This window comes from Pseudomonas sp. MC6, from assembly GCF_054790575.1.
In genome coordinates this window covers 2,671,017-2,693,275 of sequence record NZ_CP186504.1, presented here as the reverse complement: position 1 = coordinate 2,693,275, position 22,259 = coordinate 2,671,017, and the positions used below count along the sequence as shown (strand labels likewise).

Below are 22,259 nucleotides of genomic sequence, written 5' to 3'. Positions count from 1 at the left end.
CCGGGGAGAACGGACATGAAAAAGATCATCGCGTTAGGGCTGCTGTTGGCGACATTACAAGGGTGCAGTCTGCGTGAGCCGATGTCGGCCGAGCAGGACACCGAAACCCCGACCCTGACTCCAAGGGCCTCGACTTATTACGACTTGCTGAAGATGCCGCGACCCAAGGGGCGGTTGATGGCGGTGGTGTACGGCTTCCGTGATCAGACCGGGCAGTACAAGCCGACGCCGGCGAGTTCGTTTTCCACCAGTGTGACTCAGGGCGCGGCGTCGATGTTGATGGACGCGATGCAGGCCAGTGGCTGGTTTGTGGTGTTGGAGCGGGAAGGGCTGCAGAACCTGTTGACTGAACGCAAGATCATTCGCGCGTCGCAGAAGAAGCCGAATACGCCGGTGAATATTCAGGGTGAGCTGCCACCGTTGCAGGCGGCGAACATGATGCTCGAGGGCGGGATCATCGCGTATGACACGAATGTGCGTAGCGGTGGGGAAGGGGCGCGGTATCTGGGGATTGATTTGCAGCGTGAGTATCGGGTGGATCAGGTGACGGTGAATTTGCGGGCGGTGGATGTGCGTAGCGGGCAGGTGTTGGCGAATGTGATGACCAGCAAGACGATTTATTCGGTGGCGCGCAGTGCGGGGATTTTCAAGTTTATCGAGTTCAAGAAGTTGCTTGAGGCTGAGGTTGGGTATACGACGAATGAGCCGGCGCAGCTTTGTGTTCTGTCGGCGATTGAGGCGGCGGTGGGGCATATGGTGGCGCAGGGGATTGAGCGGCGGTTGTGGCAGGTGGCGGGGGACGCTTCTGTGCCGGGGCAGGATGATGTGTTGAATCGGTATTTGAGCCAGAACAAGATTGATCCGGATGCCGAGTGAGGTTTTTGCTGTTGAGCTTGGCGGCCTGATAGCCGACCAGGCTCTCTCGGTCGAAACCGGTTCAAACCTGTAGGAGTGAGCCTGCTCGCGATAGCTATTTCTCAGACACAGGAGCTATTGCGGATGTACCCAAATCCTTGTGGGAGCTGGCTTGCCAGCGATGGCGGCCTTACAGCCGACCAATCTCTGGCAGATGTACCCAGTTCCAACTGTGGGAGCCAGCCTGCTGGCGATGATTTTCTGGCTGGCTGAGTACATATCCATTCTTGCGGTAACGGCTGCTTAGGGTTTCGCCCTGACGGCGACTCACTTTTTTTACAAACGCCTAAAAAAAGTAAGCAAAAAAACGCTTGCTCCTACGTGCGGCCCACTCGCTAAAGCTCGGGGTTCCTTCGCTCCGGGATCGATCCGGGCGCAGCGCCTACGGTTTGCTTCGCTGCACCTCCTCTCGCTGTGTTTGGCTGCGCCAAACGGTCGCTGCGCTCCCACGCCCGGATCAATCCCTCCACTCAGCCTTCCGACGTCGCCCGTGGATCAAGATCAAGAGCAGGCGAGCTGACACTCGGCCTATTGAGTGGTGAGGAGCACAGCGTGGTCGGCTTTGGATTTGTGGTGGATTCGCCCCTCACCCCAGCCCTCTCCCGAGGGAGAGGCAGCCGATTTGTGGGCTTTTCAAAGCCTGAGTTCGACTCGGTATTTCACGTCGGCGTACCTCTTCCAAACACCCCGGTCAGTCCCCTCTCCCTCCGGGAGAGGGCTAGGGTGAGGGCTGCGATCTGAAGTGTGTTTAAAGAAGTGTCTGAATCGGCGGAACCTTCCCACAATGTTTTCAGGTTGTCCGTCGGACGTCCGGTCTCTAGCCTATGTTCGTCGCTGTCAATTCAGCGACCGGGCGTGGAAACCCGAGTAACTACAGAGCGCACAAGCGCCATTCATAACGTATCCTTGCGCACCTCACTGTGTGCACTTTGTTATGGCGGCTGTGCGTGGGAGACCTTGTGTCTGCCGGGTTGCCTCTGTCCCGGGTTTCCAACCTGCGTACAGCTGCCACCTATTCGCTTGGAAACCGAATGGGGGGCCAGCTATAACCGTCATACAGGGTAAATAACCATGAAAAAACCAACACCCAACCCCCCAGAACCAGACACCAACACCACATCCCCCTACGCCTCAGTCGACTGCAAAAAACTCCACGAAGCCGCCGACCGCGCCCTCGATTTCTACCTCAACCCCACCGCCCACATCATGTCCAGCGCCAACGAGCCGGAACCCATGTACCTCGCCAACCCCAGGTACAACACCGAATCCCTGTTGGCCAACGCCAGCGAAACCCTCGGTTCAGCCAGCGAAATGCTCATCAACTTCGCCGCCTCGCTGGAAACCTCACAGCGCAAGACTGCACTGGGTATCGCACAAGTCGTCATGCTGGGCGAACTGGCGGTGAATCAAGCTCTCGATCACGTCGAGCTGAAGGATGGCTGATTGATCGTTCCCACGCGCAGCAAAGGAATGCAGCCCCTGACGCTCTGCGTCAAATTCGCGAGTTGGAACGCGGAGCGTCCCGAGAGGCATTCCCACGCAGAGCGTGGGAACGATCAAAAAAACCGTACCTCCACGGGAGGCACGGTTTTTTGTGTTGAGACGAGGAAGCGATCTTAACCGGGGTCGCGTCGAGGGTACTCCTGACGCGCATGCAAGATGCTCACAATCTCAATTTGGTCCGCCACTTGATAAACGACGAGATAGTTCGGGCTTACCACAATCTCTCGAGTGCCAGGAGAGCGGCCTTTGCGATACAGGTGTGGATGCCAACAAAGCGCAGATGTAGTTTTTACGACGGACGTGTGAAGTGCAGTCGCCGCTACAAAATTTCGTTCGCCAATGTACTTCAGGATTTTCGAGAGTTCGACCCGAGCCTTGGGTCGCCACTTAATCTGCATCAGCGCTTTTGCGCATTGATTCCATCAAGGCATTGATTTCCTCCATCACTTGCTCATGGGGAATACTCGGGCGCGGATCATCGAGAGACGCTTGTACTTCCGCCCTGAACCAGCGGTCATAACTCGCAGCCTGTTCTTCAGGATCAAGATCCGAGACGACTGGGCACAGTGGGTCGATCAAGGACGGGTCGATCATAGAGCCTCCGGGTTTGGTGCCTCGAAGTCTATTCGTTAACGGTATCGCTGTCGTCGCTGTCTGGATGAATTGCATGTAGGCCAAGCTCCATTAGGATCAAGTTGTCCTGGCAAATCCTAGAGCCTGCACTTCCGACGGCCAACCGCCAGAACTTGTCAGAAAACTCCCCGAATTTCTGAAAACGTTCCGTTTTCCGTAGGACGCAACTCAAGCGTAAGCGCAAAAAAAACCGCGACCCCCTCACCAGAGAATCGCGGCCCATCAACACCCACCCCCTACTGCTGCAACACCGTCGCCTGGTTAGCTGACCCGAACTGCTGAATATTCGCCGTCTGCGTAACCCCACTCTGATCGACATTGGCAATGTTCCCCGTGCCGCCCTGGGTCACATACGCCACGTTCATCGTATCCGCCTGCTTAACAGTGATCATGTTGTCGCTGCCATACAACTGCGCGGTATACGCCTGGTTCCCCGACCCAGACTGATCAAACTCAGCACTGTTCCCCGTGCCATTCGAAGAACCCTGCACCAGGTTGCCCGTCCCGCGCTGATCCGAGATCAAAATGTTGTCACTGCCATTCTGATCAAAATACAGCTCGTTATACGAATCAGCCTGACTGACCGTGGTCTTGTTGCCCGTCCCGGTCTGATGCGTGGTCATGACTTGCCCGACGCCATCCTGAGTGAAGCTGGCGATGTTGCCATTGCCCGCCTGAGTAACGGTCGCGCGTTGGCCGCTGCCGAACTGGCCGCCGGATTGCGGGCCTTTCCAGTTGCTGGCGTAGACCTTGTTGTCGTTGCCCACGGAGGTGGCGTTGAGCACGTGGCTGTCGCCGTTCTGGTAGGTGAAGTGCACGTTGCCGTTACCGACCTGATACAGCGCCAGTGTCGAGTTGACCGATTCGAACTGGTCGGCGTAGATCGCGTTGGTGTTGCCGACCTGGGTAACGGCGGCGGTGTTGTTTTCGCCGAAGCTTTGGTCGACCACGGTTTCGTTGCTGTCACCGTACTGGTTGACGGTGGCCTGGCTGGCGAGTTGCGCGTCCTGCCAGATTTCAGTGCCGTTGAGGTTGCCGAACTGGTTGATGGTGATGTTGCCGCCGGTGCCATTGCGCTGGTCGCCGTAGGCGTAGTTGCCTTCGCCGGCCTGGTTGATGCCGATCTGGCCACCGTTGTGCAGCACTTGTTCGGCGGTGCCGTAGTTGGCGGTGCCGTACTGGGTGATCACGGCGCTGTTGCCGGTGCCTTCATAGAGTTGTTCGATGTTGGCTTCGTTACTGTCGCCGAACTGGAAGGTTTTGCCTTCGCTGCCGTTCTGCGAATCCTGATAGATGAACGAGAAATTGCCAGTGCCTTGCTGTTGTTGCAGCGCATTGTTCGGTGAGCCGAAGCCCAGCGACTGGCTGGCGTGGGCGGTGTTGAAGGCGCCGACCTGTTGCTGGGTGATGGTGGCGTTGTTTTCGTAAAGTTGTTCCGCGTAAGCGGCGTTGTAGTCGCCGACCGCGTCCTGGGTGATCACGCTAGTGGCATGGTCTTGCACGGCGGCGGCGTCGTTGCCCTGGCCCAGTTGGGTCTGGGTTGCGGTGCTGAATGGGGCCTGGGTCTGTTTCACATCCGCGATGTTGGCGGTACCGACCTGGCTTTGGTTGGACAGGCTGTCGTCGGCCATGGCCTGGGCACTGATCATGACCAGGATGGCGGCGGTGAGGGGCGTCAGTTTGAACATGATGAACTCTCCGATGATTTGCAGTGCTTAGCGATATTGCTTGACCGAAACGCTCATGCCGTTGCCCGACTGGGTCACGGCGCTTTGCAGCCCCGCGCCGGCCTGCTCGATGCTGGCGTTGTTGTTGTTGCCGTTTTGCGAAATCTGCGCGCGGTTGTGGCTGCCGTTTTGCGTGATTGAGGCGGCGTTGCCGGAACCGTTCTGGTTGATCAGCGCCATCAGGTCGCTGCCCTGTTGCAGGATGTACGCCTCCTGATTGCTGCCCGACTGCACGATCTGCCCGAGCAGCGACTGACCGTTCTGTTGCAGCAGGGCGACGTTGGCCTGGCCGAGCTGGTCGATCAGGGCTTGCTGACCCACCGGTGGGGGCAGTTCGCCGAGATCGCTGCTGGTTGGGGCCAGGTCGTCGTTTTCCATCAGGTCGTCGGCGCGCACGCTCGCAGTGCTGCACAGCAGGAGCAGGCAAAGCAGGGCTGCGATCGGCGTGTTCATGGCGAAAATCCTGTGTGGCGTTATCCGGTTTAGAACCGTGCCCCAGCCACCCGAAAGTGGCTGGGGATCTGGCTTACAGCGTGGTCACCGAGACCGTGCGCACGGTGCCTTGGGACGAGCGGATCGTCGCGGTCGGGTTGGCCGAAGGCACTACCAGCGTGTTGTTCAGCGTCAGCCGCCAGCGTCCGGTTAACGGCACCGTGGTGGTGCCAAGGGTGACCAGCCCGGAAGGGGTGGTGACCTGCACAGTGATGGTGTTGCCGGTGGTCACTGACGAGGTGCCGGTGAAGTCCCAGTTGAAGCGCCCGCCGGAGCGTGCCTGCACCGTCGACGCGGTGACGGCGAACGTTTCCGCTGCTGGCCGTGGCGAAACTTGCACCGTGACCGTGGCCGGCGTCGACAGGGCACCGAAGGCGTCCCGGGCGATGTAGGTGAAGGTCGTGGTGAATGCCGTGGTCACGGTGGCCGGTGGGGTGTAGGTGATCACCGTGCCGTTGCTGCTAACCGTGCCGCGCCCGGCGGCGGGTTGGGTCAGACTGTTGACGGCCAGTGGCACGTTGCCTTCCGGATCGGTGTCGTTGGCCAGCACGTTGATCGGGATCGCTACGCCCAGAGTGGCGACACTGTCGGCGACGGCGGTCGGGGCCTGGTTCGGTGCGACGGTGATGGTTACGGTCGCCGGGTTGGCCGAGGCCAGACCTTTGGCGTCCTGCGCCTTGTAGGTGAAGGTCGTGGTCAGTGGCGCGTTGACTACCGCTGGCGGCGTGTAGACCACCGATGTGGTGCCGTTGAGCGCTACGGTGCCTTGGCCCGCGGCCGGTTGAGTCAACGCGGTGATGCCCAGTGGATTATCGCCATCGGGATCGCTGTCGTTGGTCAACAGGCTGAGGGTGATCGGCACACCGAAGCTTGTGCTGCCGGTGTCGGCATTGCTGATCGGCGCTTGATTTTCACCCGTGTCCGGCGCGCTGCCGACCACGACGACCGCTTCAGTGTCACCACCGCCAGCGGCAGATTTCACCGTCACGGTAGCGGGTGGCTGAGTCAGGTCGGCGACGGTGATGCGCTGCAGGGTGCCGGTCTTCGACAGACGTCCGTAGCCTTGGGCAACCATGTCGGGGATCGCCACTTCATCGCTCGAAGTGGCCTCGATCAGCAAGCTATGGTTGGCCCAGTTGTAACGGGCAGTCTGCACTTTCACCACGTCGGTGAGCTTGGCTGATACGGCCGTCGGACGCGTGGTGCCGGCGGGGTTGGTGGCGGTCACGACGACTACCGGAGGTACCGCGCCAATGCCCAAGCGGTGGCCGAAGAACAGACCATTGTTGTCACCTAGCAGAGTGGTCTGGCACGGCGTTGGCGGTGGGCCGGGGAGCAGCGCCACGGTTTCGCGGAAGCACAGGGTCGAGCTGTTACTGGCCTTGGCAAACACTTCGGCACGCACGCCGGCGGCGGTGCGGCGATAGGTGGCGCGGTCGATTTCCACTTGGGTCTGCTGACGGTTGTCGAGCACTTTGCCGGACAGGCTGAACACGTTCGACTGGATCGTCCCTGCAGGCCCGGTGATGCGCAGGAAGTTGGTGTTGAACGGGCTGCCGGTCACCGCTTCGTTGAGGTTCGGGTCACCGACGAAAGTTTCCGTGGCGCCGGTGTCGGGGTTCACTTCGGTGTACGGGCCGTTGACGCTGCGCAGGAACGGTCCGATGGCGCCATTGACGGCACCGGTGAAATTGCCCGGTGCGCCGATGCCGATGTCACGGGTAATGTTGATCGCGCGGCGTCCAGGCGCGGTGACATTGACCGTCTCGACGCCATACGGGTGAGTGATCGTATAGGTGCCGGCAACGGGCACGTTCACCCGGATGCGAATCCGCGCGAAGCTTTGCTGATCACCATCGGCCGGATTTTCCGAGGCGAATGCCGCTTCGATCCCGGCGACATAAGCGTCCACGCCATAACCGGCAGCGTTGTCGGCAATCGTGGTTTCGGCGAGGAACCAGAAGGCTTCCGGCGGCCAGTTGTCCGGGAAGATCATCGGCTGGGCGTCGTCGTAGATACCCGGCTCGGCCAAGAGAATGCACATGTAGGCCGGCGGCGTGGTCGCGGCAACGCGCGAACTGGCAGCACGCGACTGGCACAGTTCCATCGACAGCAGATTGTTGTCCTGATACCACATCGGGAATTTCCCGGTGGCGAAGGTGTAGGGGCCGGGGTCGACGGCGGCGAGTTGCGCATAGGCACTGCCGGTCAGCGAGAGAGCGAGCCCGAGCGCGTTGAGCGCAAAGCGTGGCCACTTATTCATGATGCCTCCTGATGCGGATCTGGGCATGTGAGCGTTCATTGCACGATGACCACTTCTTCGGTATCGCTGCCGCCGTTGGACGACGTCACGCGGACCTTGGCCGGCGGTATTGGCGAGATCCCGGTGGCGAGGGTTTTCACCGCGCCGTCGCCGCCCAGCGCACCGATGGCGGCGCCGCTGCCGGAGGTGGCGGTGAGTACGGGTGGCGAAGTTTCGTCACTGGTCGAGGCGACCACGGTCAGTTGCCCGGAGCTCAGGCTGTATTGCGCGCTCTGGATCACCACCAGATCGGTCAGGGTCATGGGCAGAGTGGTCGGCGTGCTGCTGGCGATGGCCAGGTGGTTGTCGGCGGTCACTTGCAAAGTGGTTGGCAAGGTCGGGTTGACCGAGGACTGCGCGTACCAGCTGCCGGTGCTGTTGGCTTCGGTCATGTTCAGCACCGGGGTGCTGCTGGTTACGGCGACGGTGCCCGGCGCGGGTGGCGCGAGAACGAACACGTCTTGCTGTGCGACCGGCGCGCTGGTTCCCGCTTTACGCGAGTAGGTGCTGCGCTGGGTGATCATTGGCGTTGGCCGGACCACCGTCGACAACTTGCCGGAGACGGCGAACACATTCGTCCGCAGGTCGAGGCCGTTAGGGCCTTCGATGCGCACGTAGTTGGTGTTGAACGGGCTGCCGGTGACTGCCTCGTTGAGGTTTGGGTCGCCGACGAATTGTTCGGCGGCACCGGTCAGCGGATTGGTCTCGGTGTACGGGCCGTTGACGCTGCGCAGGAACGGCCCGATGTCACCCTTGAGCGCGCCGTCATAGGTTTTCGGCGTACCGATACCGATGTCGCGGGTCATGTTGATCGCGCGGCGGCCGGGGGTGTCGATGTTGAACACATCGACGCCATACGGGTGGGTGATGACGTAGGTGCCGGCCGTGGGCACGTCGACGCGAATGCGGATGCGGGCGAAGCTGACTTGATCGCCCTCAACCGGTTCTTCGGCAGCGAATGCGGCTTCGATGGCGCTGACGTAGGTCAGGTCGATTCCACGGGCGGCGTCGACGAGGGCCGTTTCGCCGGTGAACCAGAACGCTTCGTCGGGAAAGTTTGTCGGGAAGACAATCGGTTGCGCGTCATCGAATACGCCGGGGGTTGGCAGCAGCGAGCACATGTACGACGGCGCGCCGGGGGCGCTGGGTACTCGGGAGCTGAGCGCTTTGGACAGGCACAGATCCAGAGTGCGACCGTGGGAGTCCTGATACCAACTGGCGAAACCACCGTTGGCCGGCGTGTACGGACCCGGATCAACAGCAAACAAAGCGGCTTGGGCAATGCCTTGGGCCAATGCGCTCACGACCAGGACAGTCGCGGTTTTGGACAGTAAAGGGTGCATGAGTTAATCCCTCTATCAAAGTACCTGCCCCTTGGGGATGGGTCAGTTGCACAGGGCCTGTACACCTTCCATGCCAAGGTGCGGTGAATGGGCGGCAGAGGGCCGGGGTAGAAGGCTTGGCGGGTATGGGCGTGAGGTTTTTGGTCAGCGGGGAAAGGGCGTCATTCCCCAGAATCGGGGACGGTGGGGATGAAAACTGAATACCTGTCGTACACCGAACCCTTGTAGGAGTGAGCCTGCTCGCGATAGCGATGTGTCTGTAATGAAAATGTCGACTGGCCCACCGCGATCGCGAGCAGGCTCACTCCTACAAGGGATTGGCGGTGTCTGTGGGATCAACTCAACCGGGTCGATACCCCCGCAACCGGGCAAACACCCAACGGTGGGCTATAACCCTATAGGGACGTATAGAGAAGTCGCCGCCATGAACATGCAGTCGAAATCGCTACCGGTCGAGGAGGGCAATCTGCGCTTGAACTCGCGCAAGCAGTCGTTCAACCTGCTGCGCTGGTTTTCGCTGATCAGCATGGCGGTGATTGGCACGGTGGCGGTGGCGCTTGGGGCGGTGTCGACGCGTTTTGTCATTGATGAAAGCGTACAGCGCGATGCCTTGCTCACCGCGCAGTTCATTCAGGCGATCGCCTCGGCCGAGGTGCGCCATGTGTCGATTCCCAATGTGCGGACCATGGGCGAATTGCTCGATCCGCGTCAGGACATGCACTTTCCCGACGTCAGTCCGCAAGCCCGGGCCGATGCACGGGGCGAGTTTCTCGATCACATCGAACACTTGCCGGACGTGATTCTGGCTAATATTTACGCGCCGGACCGCCAGGTAATCTGGTCAACCAATCCCGTGCTGATCGGTACCAGCATTCATGCCGACGAAGACCTTGATCGCGCCTTCAACGAAAAGATTCCGGTATCCGCCAGCTACCACGACGTCGACAAGGCCCGTGAAGAACAGAAATTCATCACGCCGCCGGATTACATCTTCATCGAGAACTACATTCCGCTGTTCGACGCCGAGGGCAAGAACGTCACGGCGATGGTCGAGATCTACAAGGAGCCCAAGGATCTGATCGCACGCATGGAGCGCGGATTGGTTCTGATCTGGCTGGCCACCGCGCTCGGCGGCGGGCTGATTTATCTGGGGCTGTACTGGATCGTCCGGCGCGCGGCGATTCTGCTCGCCGCTCAGCAAAAACAACTGATTGCCAACGAAACCTTTGTCGCTCTGGGTGAGATGTCTTCCGCCGTGGCGCACAGTTTGCGCAATCCGTTGGCGACGATTCGCTCCAGCGCCGAACTGGCGCTGGAGTTCGATGCCGGCCCGGCGCAGAAGAACATCAACGACATCATCGGCCAGGTCGACCGCATGTCGAAGTGGGTGCGCGAGCTGCTGCAATCGCTGCGACCGCTCAACGATGATCCGGAACCGGTGAATCTGGTGGCCGCGTTGCACGAAAGCCTGGTGGCGTTCGAACAGCAGATTGCCAGAGCGAGCGTGCAGGTGGTGTTTCATCCCCAGCACACGCCGATGGTGCTCAGCCAGCCGGTACAACTGACACAAATCCTCAACAGCCTGCTGGCTAATGCACTGGAGGCGATGGACAAGGGCGGCACGCTGACCGTCAGCCTGGAACCGAGCGACGACCGTGGCGTCTGCGTGGTGCTCAGCGACACTGGTAAAGGCATGAATGAAGAACAACGGACCATGGCCTTCCGGCCGTTTTTCACGACCAAATCGGGTGGTTTGGGTGTCGGTCTGGTCCTGGTCAAACGCATCATGGAACGCTTCGGCGGCGGCGTGACCCTCGACAGCCGCGAAGGCGAGGGCACCACCGTTCGTCTGGCCTTCCAACTCGTCCCCTGATAAACACATTCCCCTGTAGGAGCTGCCGAAGGCTGCGATCTTTTGATTCTGTTTTTAAGATCAAAAGATCGCAGCCTTCGGCAGCTCCTACAGGGGGATTTGTATGAACAAAAAAATGTGAACTTCCCCCATCAGTGGGTGTCAAGCCCCGGTCACCGGGGAGTGGGGAAACTCACAGCATCCCCAAGCCCCTGTTACAACTGGAAATAATTTATTGGCGCAGTAGTTGCAAAACACCATCACCCCTTCCTTGATGAGGCGGCTGGTGATGGACAGAACAACGCGTGCCCCAAGCAACACCTTTTCGCTGACGCCCTTGAGCGTCTTTCTGATGTTGACCCTCGGCAGCATGGCCGGCGTTCGCGCCAGCCCGATCGATGACGAGCGACAGCCAGAAACCTCCGACCCTTCGGCGTACTACGACGAACCGGCTGACCGCGCCGGTGCGCTCAATGCCATTCTGACCATGCCGGAGGCGAACGAAGACTCTTTCGATTTGCCCGACGGGGTCAAAGGCGACCGCGCTGAAACGCGTGTCGAAAACGTCCTGCCGCCGTCCGTGCAGACCAGTTTCAATTACCCCACCAACGGCAAGCCGAGCCCGCTCTATGGCGCGCAGCCGTTCACCCAGCAGTTGACCCTGTTCGAAGAGTTCGGGCCGGAAAAACTCGACCCGACCACCCCGGCCGCGCCGCTGCCGTTTCCGCCGGCCGCGATTGGCCCGGCACCGGCTCAGGACCCGAACAACATCGCCCGCAGCGCGCCACCCGGCACCGCCCTTGATGCGTTCCTGCGCCAACCGGGGCTGACACCATTCCCCAGCCAGTTCGCCAACGTGGTCGACCGCAACCCGTGGCAGGCGCAGATCGAGGTGTACCTCAACCGGCATATCGGCTCGTCCGCCGAAGGTCGGCCGCCAGGAAAAGGCTGGGCGCACCAGCGCTGGAACGAGTTCTACCCGCAAGTCGCCTACAAAACCGCGCAGACCGGTGCACGCCTCAATGGTGGCCTGCGTGACAGCGTGCAAATGCACCATTACGCGGTGGGCGAATTCGGCCCCGGCGGCCTGTACCACAACGTCGCTGGCGTACCAGCGACCGATGGCACCGCCAAAGGTGTCGACCCGCGTTTCCACCCGGCCATGCCGGCGCAAAACCACAATTCGGTGTGGACCTTCGACGGCACGTTGCCGCCCAAACTGTTGATGGTGCGCTACGGCCAACCGGTGATGATGCGCCACTACAACGGCTTGCCGATCGACCCGTCGGCCAACCGTGGATTCGGTCTGCACACCATCAGCACCCACGAGCACAACGGTCACGCGCCGGCGGAAAGCGACGGCTATGCCAACGCGTTCTTCTTTCCTGGGCAGTTCTATGACTATCGCTGGCCGATCCAGCTTGCCGGTTACGACAGCATCAACACCAAGGCTGAAGACCCGCGTGCGGCGTTCCCGTGTGCACCGGGTGAAACCTTGTGGGTCAACGACCTGGCCCCCGCGAAGAAAACCTGCGACCACGGCACGATCAAAATCCGTGGCGACTGGCGCGAGACCATGAGCACCCACTGGTTCCACGATCACATGCTCGATTTCACCGCGCAGAATGTCTACAAGGGCAACGCGGCGATGATGAATTACTACAGCGCCCTGGATCGCGGCAACGAGTCGGTGGACGACGGCGTGAACCTGCGTCTGCCCAGCGGCAGCGCCTTGCCATGGGGCAACCGTGACTACGACGTCAACCTGGTGTTCGCCGACAAGGCCTGGGATCAGGAAGGGCAGTTGTGGTTCAACCCTTTCAACACCGACGGCTTCCTCGGTGATCAGTTGCTGGTCAACTGGCAGTGGAAACCGGTCCTCGATGTGCGTGCGCGCAGTTATCGCTTCCGCATCCTCAACGGCTCGGTGTCGCGCTACTTCAAACTGGCGCTGGTGCGGGAAATCAAAGGCACCAGCGGCGAGTTCCAGGGGCCGAAAAACTCCGGTGTGTCGTACAGCCGTGTGCCGTTCCACATGATCGCTAACGACGGCAACATCATGGAACACAGCGTGCCGTTCGACGGCAGCATGGATCTCGATGCCGATGGCGACAAACAGAACCACAACGCGATCCTGCCGACTCAGGGCATCGCCGAGCGCTTCGACATCATCGTCAACTTCTCGAAAAACGGCATCAAGCCAGGCGACAAGCTGTTCTTCGTCAACCTGCAGGCTCACGACGACGGCAAGGGACCCAAAGACGTCATCCCGTTAGGCGACATTCTGTCGGAGAAATACCTGGCGGTGATCAAGCAGACCAGCAAGGGTCCGCAGTGGGACAGAGGCGACCCGGCGGTGGGCAAGGTCTTGCAGCTCAACGTCAAGTCTTACACCGGTCAGGATCTGGCGATGAACCCGGCAGCCTACGAACCGGCGAAACCGGGCAAGGCGGAAGGGCTGGTGATGATCCCGCTGAAGCTCCATCGCGACAACGCCGCCGATAAAGCCGTGCTGGCCAAGGCTCGCCACCGCACCTTCACCTTCGGCCGTTCCGACGGCACCGATGAAGCGCCGTGGACGGTCAAGACCGATGGCGGCTTCGGCTTCCACATGGACCCGCGTCGCCTGAACGCTTCGACGCAACTGTCGAGCGGCCCGACCGATGCCGGTGTCACCGGGTTCGGCACTCTGGAGGTGTGGAACATCAAGGCTGGTGGCACGGGCTGGAGCCATCCGGTGCATGTGCACTTCGAGGAGGGGATCATCCTCAGTCGCGGCGGCAAGGCCCCGCCAGAGTGGGAAAAATGGGCACGCAAGGACGTCTATCGCATCGGCTCCGAAAAGGACGGTCTGGACAGCGTCGAAATGGCGATCAACTTCCGCGAGTTCGCCGGGACCTACATGGAGCACTGTCACAACACTCAGCATGAGGACAACTCGATGCTGCTGCGTTGGGACCTGGAGAAGCCCGGGCAACTGCAACTGATGCCAACCCCACTGCCAAGCTGGGACGGTGTGCGCTACGTCAACTCTGCCGCGCTGCCTACCTTCCGCAACGGTGACGGTGTTGGCCCACAAGTGGTGGTCAAGCCATGAACCGCCGCCACGGTGACCGCCAACCGCTGCATACCCCGCGCTCCCGGGCGTTGGGCATGCACCTGGTGCTGATGCTGGTGGTCTGTGTGCTCGCCAGCCGTGTGCTACTGGCACACCAGGCCAGCCTCGGCGAGCCGCCAGCGGCCAGTGAATCCGCCACCCCGTGGGGTGGCGACTATTTCCCCAACACCTTGCTGACCGATCAGGACGGTCGGCAGGTGCATTTCTTCGATGACCTGATCAAAGACAAAGTGGTGGTGATCAATTTCATCTTCACGTCGTGCAGCGACTCCTGCCCACTGGAAACCGCACGGCTGCGTCAGGTGCAGAAACTGCTCGGCGATCGGGTCGGCCAGGACATCTTCTTCTACTCGATCAGCATCGATCCGCTCAGCGACACTCCCGAAGTGCTCAAGGCCTATTCGCAGCGCTTCAAGGTCGGCGCCGGCTGGAAGTTTCTCACCGGCGAATTCGAAGACGTCACCGACCTGCGCAAGAAACTCGGGTTGTTCATCGAAGGCGTCGACAACGGCCGCAACAAGGATCACAACCTCAGCCTGATCGTCGGCAACCAGAGCACCGGTCGCTGGATGAAAGCCTCGCCGTTCGAGAACCCGTGGATCCTTGCCGATCAACTGGCCAACACCTTGCAGAACTGGAAGCAGCCGAGCATCGAAGAAAGTTACGCCAACGCCCCGGACATTCGCCCGCCGAGCAATGGCGAAGAACTGTTCCGCACCCGCTGCGCCTCGTGCCACAGCCTCGGCCCCATGGACGGGCAGGGCATCGGCATGCGCAGCATCGGCCCGGATCTGATTGGCGTAACGCGTAGTCGAGATCCGAAATGGCTGAATCGCTGGATTCGTGAGCCGGATCGCCTGCTCGCGGAAAAAGACCCGATTGCCCTGCAGATGTACGAACAGTTCGAGCGAATTCCGATGCCCAACCTGCGCCTCGACGAGCAGTCCGCGCAGTCGATCATCGACTTCCTCAGCGATGAAACCGAGCGTCAGCAACCATCCGCGAAAGCCTTGGCCGACGGCGCTTTGACGCCAGTAAAACCGGGCGATAGCGCCGCGACGTTGAGTCGTATGCAGTAGCGGCGAAATAGCATCATTGAACCGTGTGTCGCGGTCAGAGCCACCTACACTGATGTCTGTACGCGACTCGATTGAAAAACTCCAGGGCACTCCCATGCAGCGACTGGAAGCACAAAAAACCTCTGCACCGAACCCATCGGTCGCAGGCAAGGGCTGGCGCGAGCAGTTCAATCTGCTGCGCTGGTTCTCGCTCGCGAGTTTTTTCATCATCGCCGCCGTGGCGCTGGGGCTGGGTTATATCTCCACGCGCTTCGTGGTCACCGAAAGCGTCGAGCGCGATGCGCTGCTGACCGCGCAATTCGTTCAGGCCATCGGCGCGGCGGAAATGCGTCACGCCAAAATCAATCCGAACCGAACGATGGGCGAAATGCTCGACCCGCGCCAGGACAACCAATATCCCGATGTTGACCCGGCGTTACAGGCTTCGGCACGCACCGAGTTTCTCGATCACGTCGAACACTTGCCGGACATTTTGCTCGCGACGGTTTATGCGCTGGATCGCACGGTGATCTGGTCGACCAACGCTGAGCTTATCGGTGTGCACATCAAGGATGACGATGAGCTCGACGAATCATTCGAGATGAAAGTGCCGGTGTCTTCCAGCTACCACAAGATCAACGATGAGAAACCCGAACAGCAAATGTTGCGCGAACCGAAATACCTGTTCATCGAGAACTACATCCCGATGTTCAACGCCGACAAAAGCAAAGTCGTCGCCATGGTTGAGGTCTACAAGGAGCCGGCGGATCTGGTCGACCGCATCGACCGTGGCTTCGCCTCGATCTGGGCGGCGACTTGCTTCGGCGGTGCGGCGATCTTTCTCGCGTTGTTCTGGATCGTCCGCCGTGCCGCGAAATTGCTGCAGAGCCAGCAGCAACAACTGATCAGCAACGAAACCTTTGTCGCCCTCGGCGAGATGTCCTCGGCGGTGGCGCACAGTCTGCGCAATCCATTGGCGACCATTCGCTCCAGCGCCGAACTGGCGCAAGAGATCGCCAGCCCCGGTGCGCAGCGCAACATCGGCGACATCATCAGTCAGGTCGATCGTATGTCGCGCTGGGTGCGCGAATTGCTCGTCTCACTGCGGCCGATGAATGACGACGGCGAGGCGGTGGATCTGGTAATGGCAGTAGAAGACACCTTTGGCGCATTTGATGCATTGATTAAACGCAGTGGCGTCGAAGTGCGATTCAGTCCGCAAAACTGCGCGCCGGTCGTCAGTCAAAAGGTGTTGCTCACGCAAATACTCAATAGCCTGTTTGCCAATGCCCTGGAAGCCATGCCCAAGGGCGGTGTGCTCAGCGTCGAATTCGAAACGCCGCAGCCGGACCGCGTACGCATGACCCTGAGCGACACCGGCAAGGGCATGAGCGCACAGCAGCAACTGTTGGTGTTCAAACCGTTTTTCACCACCAAACAGGGCGGCCTCGGGGTTGGTCTGGCGTTGGTCAAAAGAATTATGGAGCGTTTTGAAGGTTCGGTCGTGCTGACCAGCCGCGAGCAGGAAGGAACCCGCGTCAGTCTCAACTTCAAAGTGGCATCGGGAGGGGAATATGGAACACAGCATTCTGCTGGTCGAGGATGACGAACTGTTGGCCGAAAATATTCAGACCTACCTTGAGCGCAAAGACTTCGAGGTGACCGTCTGCCATTCCGCCGAAGACGCGCTGGAGCAATTGGGCAGCTTCATGCCCGACATCGTGCTGACCGACAACTCGCTGCCGGGCATGAGCGGTCACGAGCTGATCCAGAAGCTGCGCATCAGCGCGCCGGATCTCAAAGTGATCATGATGACCGGGTACGGCAACGTCGAAGATGCGGTGGTGGCGATGAAGGAGGGCGCCTTTCATTACGTCACCAAACCGGTCGCGCTGCAGGAACTCAAACTGCTGCTCGACAAGGCTCTGGCCACCGAACGGATGGAGCGCACGCTGTCGTTTTATCAGGAACGCGAGGCGCAGAAATCCGGGGTGCAGGCGCTGATCGGCGACTCGGCACCGATGCAATATCTAAAAAATACTATCGGCCAGTTGCTCGATGCCGAGCGGCGCATGGCCAACACCGATCTGCCCCCGGTTTTGGTGGAAGGTGAGACCGGTACCGGCAAGGAATTGGTGGCGCGGGCGCTGCATTTCGACGGCCCGCGCAGCAAAGGTCCGTTTATCGAGTTCAACTGCGCGTCGATCCCGTCGAATCTGGTGGAATCTGAGCTGTTCGGGCATGAGAAGGGTGCGTTCACCGATGCCAAGGATCGCCGGGTCGGGCTGGTGGAAGCGGCGGATGGCGGCACGCTGTTTCTCGATGAGATTGGCGAGATGGATCTGCTGTTGCAGGCAAAGATTTTGAAGTTGCTGGAGGACCGCACCATTCGCCGCGTCGGCTCGGTGAAGGAGCGTAAGGTCAATCTGCGGGTGATCAGCGCGACCAACTGCAATCTGGAGCAGATGGTGCAGCAGGGCAAATTCCGTCGCGATCTGTTTTTCCGTCTGCGGATCATTTCGATCAAAGTGCCGCGGCTTTACGCCCGTGGCGATGACATTCTGTTGCTGGCGCGGCACTTCCTCGCCAGTCACGGCAAACGCTACGGCAAACCGAATCTTCACTTCAGCCAGCAGGCCGAAGAATTGCTGCTCAGTTATACCTGGCCGGGCAACGTGCGTGAGCTGCGCAACATGCTCGAGCAGACCGTGCTGTTGGCGCCGAGCGACACCATCGCCGCGCATCAGCTCAACGTGTGCATGAGCCTGGTCGACGAGCCGCCGCTGCATATTCATGAAGCCCCGATGCACTACGAACCGCGCCCGGCGAGCAACACCGAATCGATGAACCTGCCGGAAGTCGAACGCGACATGGTGCGCAAGATGCTCGACAAGACCGACTGGAACGTCACCAAGTCCGCGCGCCTGCTGGGCCTGAGCCGCGACATGTTGCGCTACCGCATCGAAAAGCTCGGCCTCGCCCGCCCGGATAAACGCCAGTGGTAACCCAGACACACCGCATTTCCCCTGTGGGAGCGAGCCTGCTCGCGAAGAGGGCATGTCAGCCGACATCAATGTTGACTGGTCCACCGCCTTCGCGAGCAGGCTCGCTCCCACAGGGTTTTGTGGTGTCTGGTTAATACTTGGTCGTCAGAATCAATGCTGCTGCCGACTCAAACATTCCAGCAAACAACCCGGATCCAGCACCTCATCATTCACATAAATCCCGCGTTCGGCATCGTAGGTGCGGATAAACACCCGCACCGTCGCATCCGCCACGGTGGGCAACTGCGAATCGTAGAACTCATGGTCACCCGGAATCACCACAAAATCCTGCGGCGCCGTATCGTCGTAAGGCTTGGGCGGCGTGGAACTCAGTGAATACGGAGCAGGGTGGGCGAAGGGCTGGTTAGGCCCGTAATAATTGAAATTGCTGTCCAGCGCTTGCGCCTGTGTGGCAGCGAGCAGACAGCCGGTCAACAACAGCCGTTCGAGCATTTGCATGGCGGCACCTGCGAGTGCGGTTTTCCCCAAGGCTATTAACTATAGCTGCCCACGCCCCCAACGCTCGATCCACATCGGATCTCTGTAGGAGCTGCCGCAGGCTGCGATCTTTTGATCTTGACCTTTAAAAACAAGATCAAAAGATCGCAGCCTGCGGCAGCTCCTACACGAATTGGCTTACAAGTTTGCAACAACCGCAATTGCCGGGCTGATCTAGACTCGGATCCGCTCAATCACGAGCATCGTCCGGAGTCCGCCATGGAAGTGCCCAACAATAAAATCGCCATCGAGAGCAATCGACAGGCGTGGAACGATTCCGCCCGCCATCATCAGGATTCGCCTGACTGGCAGGCTTTGCTCGGCGAGGTCGTGCAGGTGGATTTCTCTTGTCTCGATGAGACGTTGAGCGGGTTGCTGGAGGTCGATGGCAAGGATGTGATTCAACTGGGCTGCAACAATGGCCGTGAGAGTCTTTCGCTGTTTGCGCTGGGTGCCAGAAGCGTGGTCGGTGTCGATCAGTCGGCGGCGTTTCTCGATCAGGCGCGTGAGCTGAACAAGCGTTCACCGCACAATGCCGAGTTCATCGAAAGCGATATCCATCATCTGCCGGTGTCTTTGCACAATCGCTTCGATGTGGCGCTGATCACCATCGGTGTTCTCAACTGGATGCCGGACATCGGCGAGTTCTTCCGCCATGTCGCCTCGACCCTGAAACCGGGTGGCAAACTGGTGATCTACGAAACCCATCCGTTTCTGGAAATGGTCGATCCGGAGGCGGAGGATCCTTATCGCCTCGCCAGTTCGTACTTTCGCGCCGAGCCGTTTGTCCAGGAAGAACCTATTGTCTATGTCGGCAAGGTCGAGCAGCAGTCGGCAAAGTCGTATTGGTTTGTGCATACGCTGGGGGCGATTTTCAGTGGTGCCATCGGGGCGGGGCTGAATATTGCGCACTTCAGGGAGTACGCGCATTCGAATCGGGAAGAGGTGTATGACCAGTATCTGAATCGAGAGGCGCAGATGCCGATGTGTTTTACCCTGATCGCCACCAAGTCCTGAATTCTTGATCGCGACAACCGGCCTCTTCGCGAGCAGGCTCACTCCTACATTTGAAATGCATACCCCTGTAGGAGTGAGCCTGCTCGCGATGGCGGCATCAAAGCCGCCACAAATATCCAGACTGAATCAAGCCTGCGCCGCCACCGTCACTGCTGGTCTTTCCGGCTTGCGCAGTGCCTCCAGCCTTGAATCGCTGTAGTTCGATTCGCGGAAGAAACGCCAGTGCCCGAACAGGTCGTAAACATGCGTGATATGCCCTTGTTCCTGATAGCCCAGGCGAATATGCATCTTCAGCGCCTGTACATTGGCGTTGTCGCAGATATCCACGACTTTTTTAAAGCCTCGGGCAGCCATGACTTGCCAGAGTGCGGTCTGTGCATCGACGGTCAAGCTACTGCCGAAATAGTGCCGGGTAATTTCGGCACCGAACTGGAAGTATTCACCGGGCTTGACCGGGAACGTGCAGCGGTAGAAGTGGCGGTCGTAATAGTCGCGAGTGCTGGCCCAGACGAACCCGACGGTGTGATCGTCCTGGTCCAGGTACATGTGCCCCGTATGCCCTTCAGCGGCCAGCTCGGCCATGGTCTCCACGCGGTCACCAAAGTACTTGCCGAATGCCTTGGCGTTGTCCTCGGTGATGTCGACTCTGCGCAAACCTTCGCAGGGGCGCAGTTTGTTCGCGGCAATCGGCGTGACCAGGTCGCGCTCCATCCACAGCAATTCACGGTGAGCGAACACGTAACGTTTCCACAGCGCGGCAAGGGTGCGGCGCAGGCCTTTTTGTCTGATGCGCAAAAGCAGATTTTCGATGACGCTCATGATGCCCTCCGAGGCGCTAGCCCAGGTGTGTTGGATGGTGTTGCCGGTTGAATTTCGGATGTGTTCGCTGTTGAGTTGCCGGCACGCTGTGCGCGCCATTTTTGCAGGGCCGGTTTGACGTGGTGCCAAAGGCGTAACCCCAGGCCCAGCAGCAAGCCGCTTGGGCGCCACGAGTAGAAACTCCAGCGCCAGTGTTCCAGTTGCCCGGTCATGCGTTCGTGCAGTTGATGGCTGGAGTTTTCCAGGCTGACCCGCGACGCGTCGATCCAGCGCCAGTGCTCATCCAGCCCCCAGCGAATCCATTCCTCCAGCAACACCCGGCCGCTACCGAGGTCGGCGTACTGCGGCAAAAACGCCAGGTTGTAATCGTAGAGCCGGCCCTGTTCGAGCAGGCCGAGGCGATAGCTGATGCAGCGGCCGTTCAGCTCCAGCGTCACGACCCGCACCAGGCCTTGGTCGGCGAGGGCGGTGAAGGCGCTTTGCATCCACTGACGACTGCGTTCGGTGGCGAATATCCCGACGCCCTCGTCACCTTTCCAACTGACCGACTCGACTTCCTGCAGCGCTTCCAAAATCGTAGGCATCGACAGCGCATCGGGGGTGATTCGCCGCACTTGCGCACCGCATGCGGCAATCCGTTTGCGTGCCCGACGCAGCTTGTAGCGCGGGTCGCCGGAGATCTCCTGATGATCGGCATCGCTGATCAGATGCACCGGCACCCGGCAACTCAGGCGTCGTTCAGCCGTGGAACTGCGCGCCATCCATTCGGTGAGCGCACTTTCTTCACCGGCAGGTTCCGACAGTTCATTGAGTTGCAGCAGCGCATGGGGCAGATGTTTACGGATCAGCACCAGTGCCTTGTGCATGTCTTCGCTGCCGAGCAGCGACAGCAAGGCCAGGCGATCGGCCATTGGATAACCCAAGTGATGCAAAACGCGAAACGGTACGCCAGCGAAGCGTTCGCGGCTGGCCACCAGTGGCAGGCACAGCAGCAATTGCTCTGCTTCCCAGCCGAGCAGAATGTGCAGGCGCTGATCCTCGTCCATGGCCTGCTCTGCCGCGCACAACCAGCCAAGGTTGTTGAACGGCGTGTGGTCGGCCACGCGCAGGCGCAGTGCTTCGTAGGCTGTGGCCGGGAAGTCGGCAGCGCACAGGGACGTGCGCCATTCGAATCGCATCACCATAGGTTCAGGCCGCCGTTGCTTTGACAGGTGGACGGGAAGTTTTACCCAGCGCCGCCAGGCGCGAACCGCTGTAGCGGGTTTCGCGATAAAAGCGCCAGCGGCCGAACAGCGTGTAGATATTCATGATCCGCTGTTGTTCGGTATAGCCCATGCGCAGGTGCAGCTTGAGCGCCGGGACATTGCTCGAGTCACAGACATCGACCACTTTGCGGCAGCCTTTCAAGGCCATGGCTTCCCACAGGCGCAGTTGCAGATCTACCGACAATTCGGTGCCCCAGTAGGCACGGGTCAGTTCGCCGCCGAACTCGAAAAATTCGCCGGGTTTAACCGGGAACCGGCAACGGTAGTAATGCCGATCGAAATAGTCGCGTGGCGTGCCCCAGATAAACGCCACGGCATCGCCGTTGTCGTCGATATGCATGTGCCCGGTGTGACCGTCACTGGCCAGCTCGGCCATGACGCCGACGCGGTTGCCGAAGTAGCGGGTAAAGGCGCTGGCGTTGCTTTCGGTGATCTTCAACATGCGCAGTGGCGGGTAGGGCTTGAGGCTGTGTGGCGGCACTGGGCTGACCAGATCGCGCTCCATCCACAGCAGTTCCTGATGGGCAAAAATGTACATTCTGCGGATCTTCGCCAAGGTCGCTCGCAGGCCTTTACGACGGATATGTCCGCTGAGTTTTTGCAAAACATCCATGGTCTCTTCTCCTGTTGAGGGTCCCGCGCACAGCAAGAGGCTCGCGGGACAGAACATCGA

Annotated in this window: 18 protein-coding genes; 8 read left to right on the top strand and 10 right to left on the bottom strand. The window is 60.0% G+C overall.

Translation table 11 applies throughout. From position 1 onward, the window contains the following. Positions 1 to 15 precede the first annotated feature (15 nt). Together ACOYXE_RS12040 and ACOYXE_RS12035 are read left to right on the top strand one after the other, a co-directional pair. Positions 16 to 876, top strand: coding sequence for a CsgG/HfaB family protein (locus ACOYXE_RS12040; RefSeq protein ID WP_095111635.1), 861 nt, complete (start codon positions 16 to 18; stop codon positions 874 to 876). A 1,110-nt stretch (positions 877 to 1,986) separates the two neighbouring features. Beyond that, positions 1,987 to 2,358 carry a DUF6124 family protein gene (locus ACOYXE_RS12035; RefSeq protein ID WP_405124179.1) on the top strand — a complete coding sequence of 124 codons (372 nt, stop codon included), beginning with the start codon at positions 1,987 to 1,989 and terminating at the stop codon, positions 2,356 to 2,358. 173 nt (positions 2,359 to 2,531) lie between these two features. On the opposite strand, the gene ACOYXE_RS12030 is transcribed toward ACOYXE_RS12035, so the two are convergent. The 6 genes from ACOYXE_RS12030 to ACOYXE_RS12005 form a co-directional block, all read right to left on the bottom strand. Then, a complete protein-coding gene (locus tag ACOYXE_RS12030) occupies positions 2,532 to 2,816 on the bottom strand; it encodes a type II toxin-antitoxin system RelE/ParE family toxin (protein WP_160057231.1) in 285 nt (94 codons plus the stop codon). Further along, positions 2,806 to 3,012: a type II toxin-antitoxin system RelB family antitoxin gene (gene relB / locus ACOYXE_RS12025; protein ID WP_034152589.1), complete on the bottom strand. Its 207-nt coding sequence runs from the start codon at positions 3,010 to 3,012 to the stop codon at positions 2,806 to 2,808. The genes ACOYXE_RS12030 and relB overlap by 11 nt, the downstream gene beginning before the upstream one ends. A 275-nt stretch (positions 3,013 to 3,287) precedes the next feature. Next, a complete protein-coding gene (locus tag ACOYXE_RS12020) occupies positions 3,288 to 4,739 on the bottom strand; it encodes a curlin (RefSeq protein WP_460929389.1) in 1,452 nt (483 codons plus the stop codon). Positions 4,740 to 4,766: 27 nt separating this feature from the next. Then, positions 4,767 to 5,231 carry a curlin gene (locus ACOYXE_RS12015; RefSeq protein ID WP_460929387.1) on the bottom strand — a complete coding sequence of 155 codons (465 nt, stop codon included), beginning with the start codon at positions 5,229 to 5,231 and terminating at the stop codon, positions 4,767 to 4,769. A 73-nt stretch (positions 5,232 to 5,304) separates the two neighbouring features. Next, positions 5,305 to 7,533 (bottom strand): Ig-like domain-containing protein, encoded by a 2,229-nt coding sequence (locus ACOYXE_RS12010; RefSeq protein ID WP_160057234.1) that lies wholly within the window; start codon positions 7,531 to 7,533, stop codon positions 5,305 to 5,307. Positions 7,534 to 7,568: 35 nt separating this feature from the next. Continuing rightward, positions 7,569 to 8,915 carry a hypothetical protein gene (locus ACOYXE_RS12005; protein WP_405124177.1) on the bottom strand — a complete coding sequence of 449 codons (1,347 nt, stop codon included), beginning with the start codon at positions 8,913 to 8,915 and terminating at the stop codon, positions 7,569 to 7,571. A 424-nt stretch (positions 8,916 to 9,339) separates the two neighbouring features. On the opposite strand from ACOYXE_RS12005, the gene ACOYXE_RS12000 reads away from it, so the two are divergent. The 5 genes from ACOYXE_RS12000 (at position 9,340) to ACOYXE_RS11980 (ending at position 17,948) form a co-directional block, all read left to right on the top strand. Beyond that, positions 9,340 to 10,788, top strand: a complete 1,449-nt coding sequence (locus ACOYXE_RS12000; protein WP_160057235.1) for an ATP-binding protein — start codon at positions 9,340 to 9,342, stop codon at positions 10,786 to 10,788. Positions 10,789 to 11,056: 268 nt separating this feature from the next. Next, a complete protein-coding gene (locus ACOYXE_RS11995; RefSeq protein WP_405124176.1) occupies positions 11,057 to 13,864 on the top strand; it encodes a multicopper oxidase domain-containing protein in 2,808 nt (935 codons plus the stop codon). Next, positions 13,861 to 14,964, top strand: a complete 1,104-nt coding sequence (locus ACOYXE_RS11990; protein ID WP_460929383.1) for an SCO family protein — start codon at positions 13,861 to 13,863, stop codon at positions 14,962 to 14,964. Before ACOYXE_RS11995 ends, ACOYXE_RS11990 begins: the two co-directional genes overlap by 4 nt. Before the next feature lie 94 nt (positions 14,965 to 15,058). Then, positions 15,059 to 16,549, top strand: a complete 1,491-nt coding sequence (locus ACOYXE_RS11985; RefSeq protein ID WP_405124174.1) for a sensor histidine kinase — start codon at positions 15,059 to 15,061, stop codon at positions 16,547 to 16,549. Next, positions 16,518 to 17,948 (top strand): sigma-54-dependent transcriptional regulator, encoded by a 1,431-nt coding sequence (locus tag ACOYXE_RS11980; protein ID WP_160057239.1) that lies wholly within the window; start codon positions 16,518 to 16,520, stop codon positions 17,946 to 17,948. The genes ACOYXE_RS11985 and ACOYXE_RS11980 overlap by 32 nt, the downstream gene beginning before the upstream one ends. 150 nt (positions 17,949 to 18,098) lie before the next feature. Here the strand turns inward: ACOYXE_RS11980 and ACOYXE_RS11975 are convergent, their stop codons facing one another. Further along, the gene (locus ACOYXE_RS11975) at positions 18,099 to 18,446 is read right to left on the bottom strand and encodes a hypothetical protein (RefSeq protein WP_405124173.1); all 348 of its coding nucleotides are present in this window, start codon (positions 18,444 to 18,446) and stop codon (positions 18,099 to 18,101) included. Between the two features lie 258 nt (positions 18,447 to 18,704). Here ACOYXE_RS11975 and ACOYXE_RS11970 point away from each other — a divergent pair, with 258 nt between their 5' ends. Next, complete coding sequence (locus ACOYXE_RS11970; RefSeq protein WP_460929380.1) at positions 18,705 to 19,502, top strand: class I SAM-dependent methyltransferase; 798 nt, start codon at positions 18,705 to 18,707, stop codon at positions 19,500 to 19,502. 126 nt (positions 19,503 to 19,628) lie between these two features. Here the strand turns inward: ACOYXE_RS11970 and ACOYXE_RS11965 are convergent, their stop codons facing one another. Genes ACOYXE_RS11965 through ACOYXE_RS11955 form a run of 3 tightly spaced genes read right to left on the bottom strand, consistent with a single transcriptional unit; the run spans position 19,629 to position 22,199 of the window. After that, on the bottom strand, positions 19,629 to 20,321 hold the full coding sequence (locus tag ACOYXE_RS11965) for a GNAT family N-acetyltransferase (protein WP_460929379.1): 693 nt from the start codon (positions 20,319 to 20,321) through the stop codon (positions 19,629 to 19,631). Beyond that, positions 20,318 to 21,505 carry a GNAT family N-acetyltransferase gene (locus ACOYXE_RS11960; RefSeq protein ID WP_460929377.1) on the bottom strand — a complete coding sequence of 396 codons (1,188 nt, stop codon included), beginning with the start codon at positions 21,503 to 21,505 and terminating at the stop codon, positions 20,318 to 20,320. Before ACOYXE_RS11960 ends, ACOYXE_RS11965 begins: the two co-directional genes overlap by 4 nt. Before the next feature lie 4 nt (positions 21,506 to 21,509). Then, positions 21,510 to 22,199: a GNAT family N-acetyltransferase gene (locus ACOYXE_RS11955; RefSeq protein WP_160057244.1), complete on the bottom strand. Its 690-nt coding sequence runs from the start codon at positions 22,197 to 22,199 to the stop codon at positions 21,510 to 21,512. Between the last annotated feature and the right edge of the window lie 60 nt (positions 22,200 to 22,259).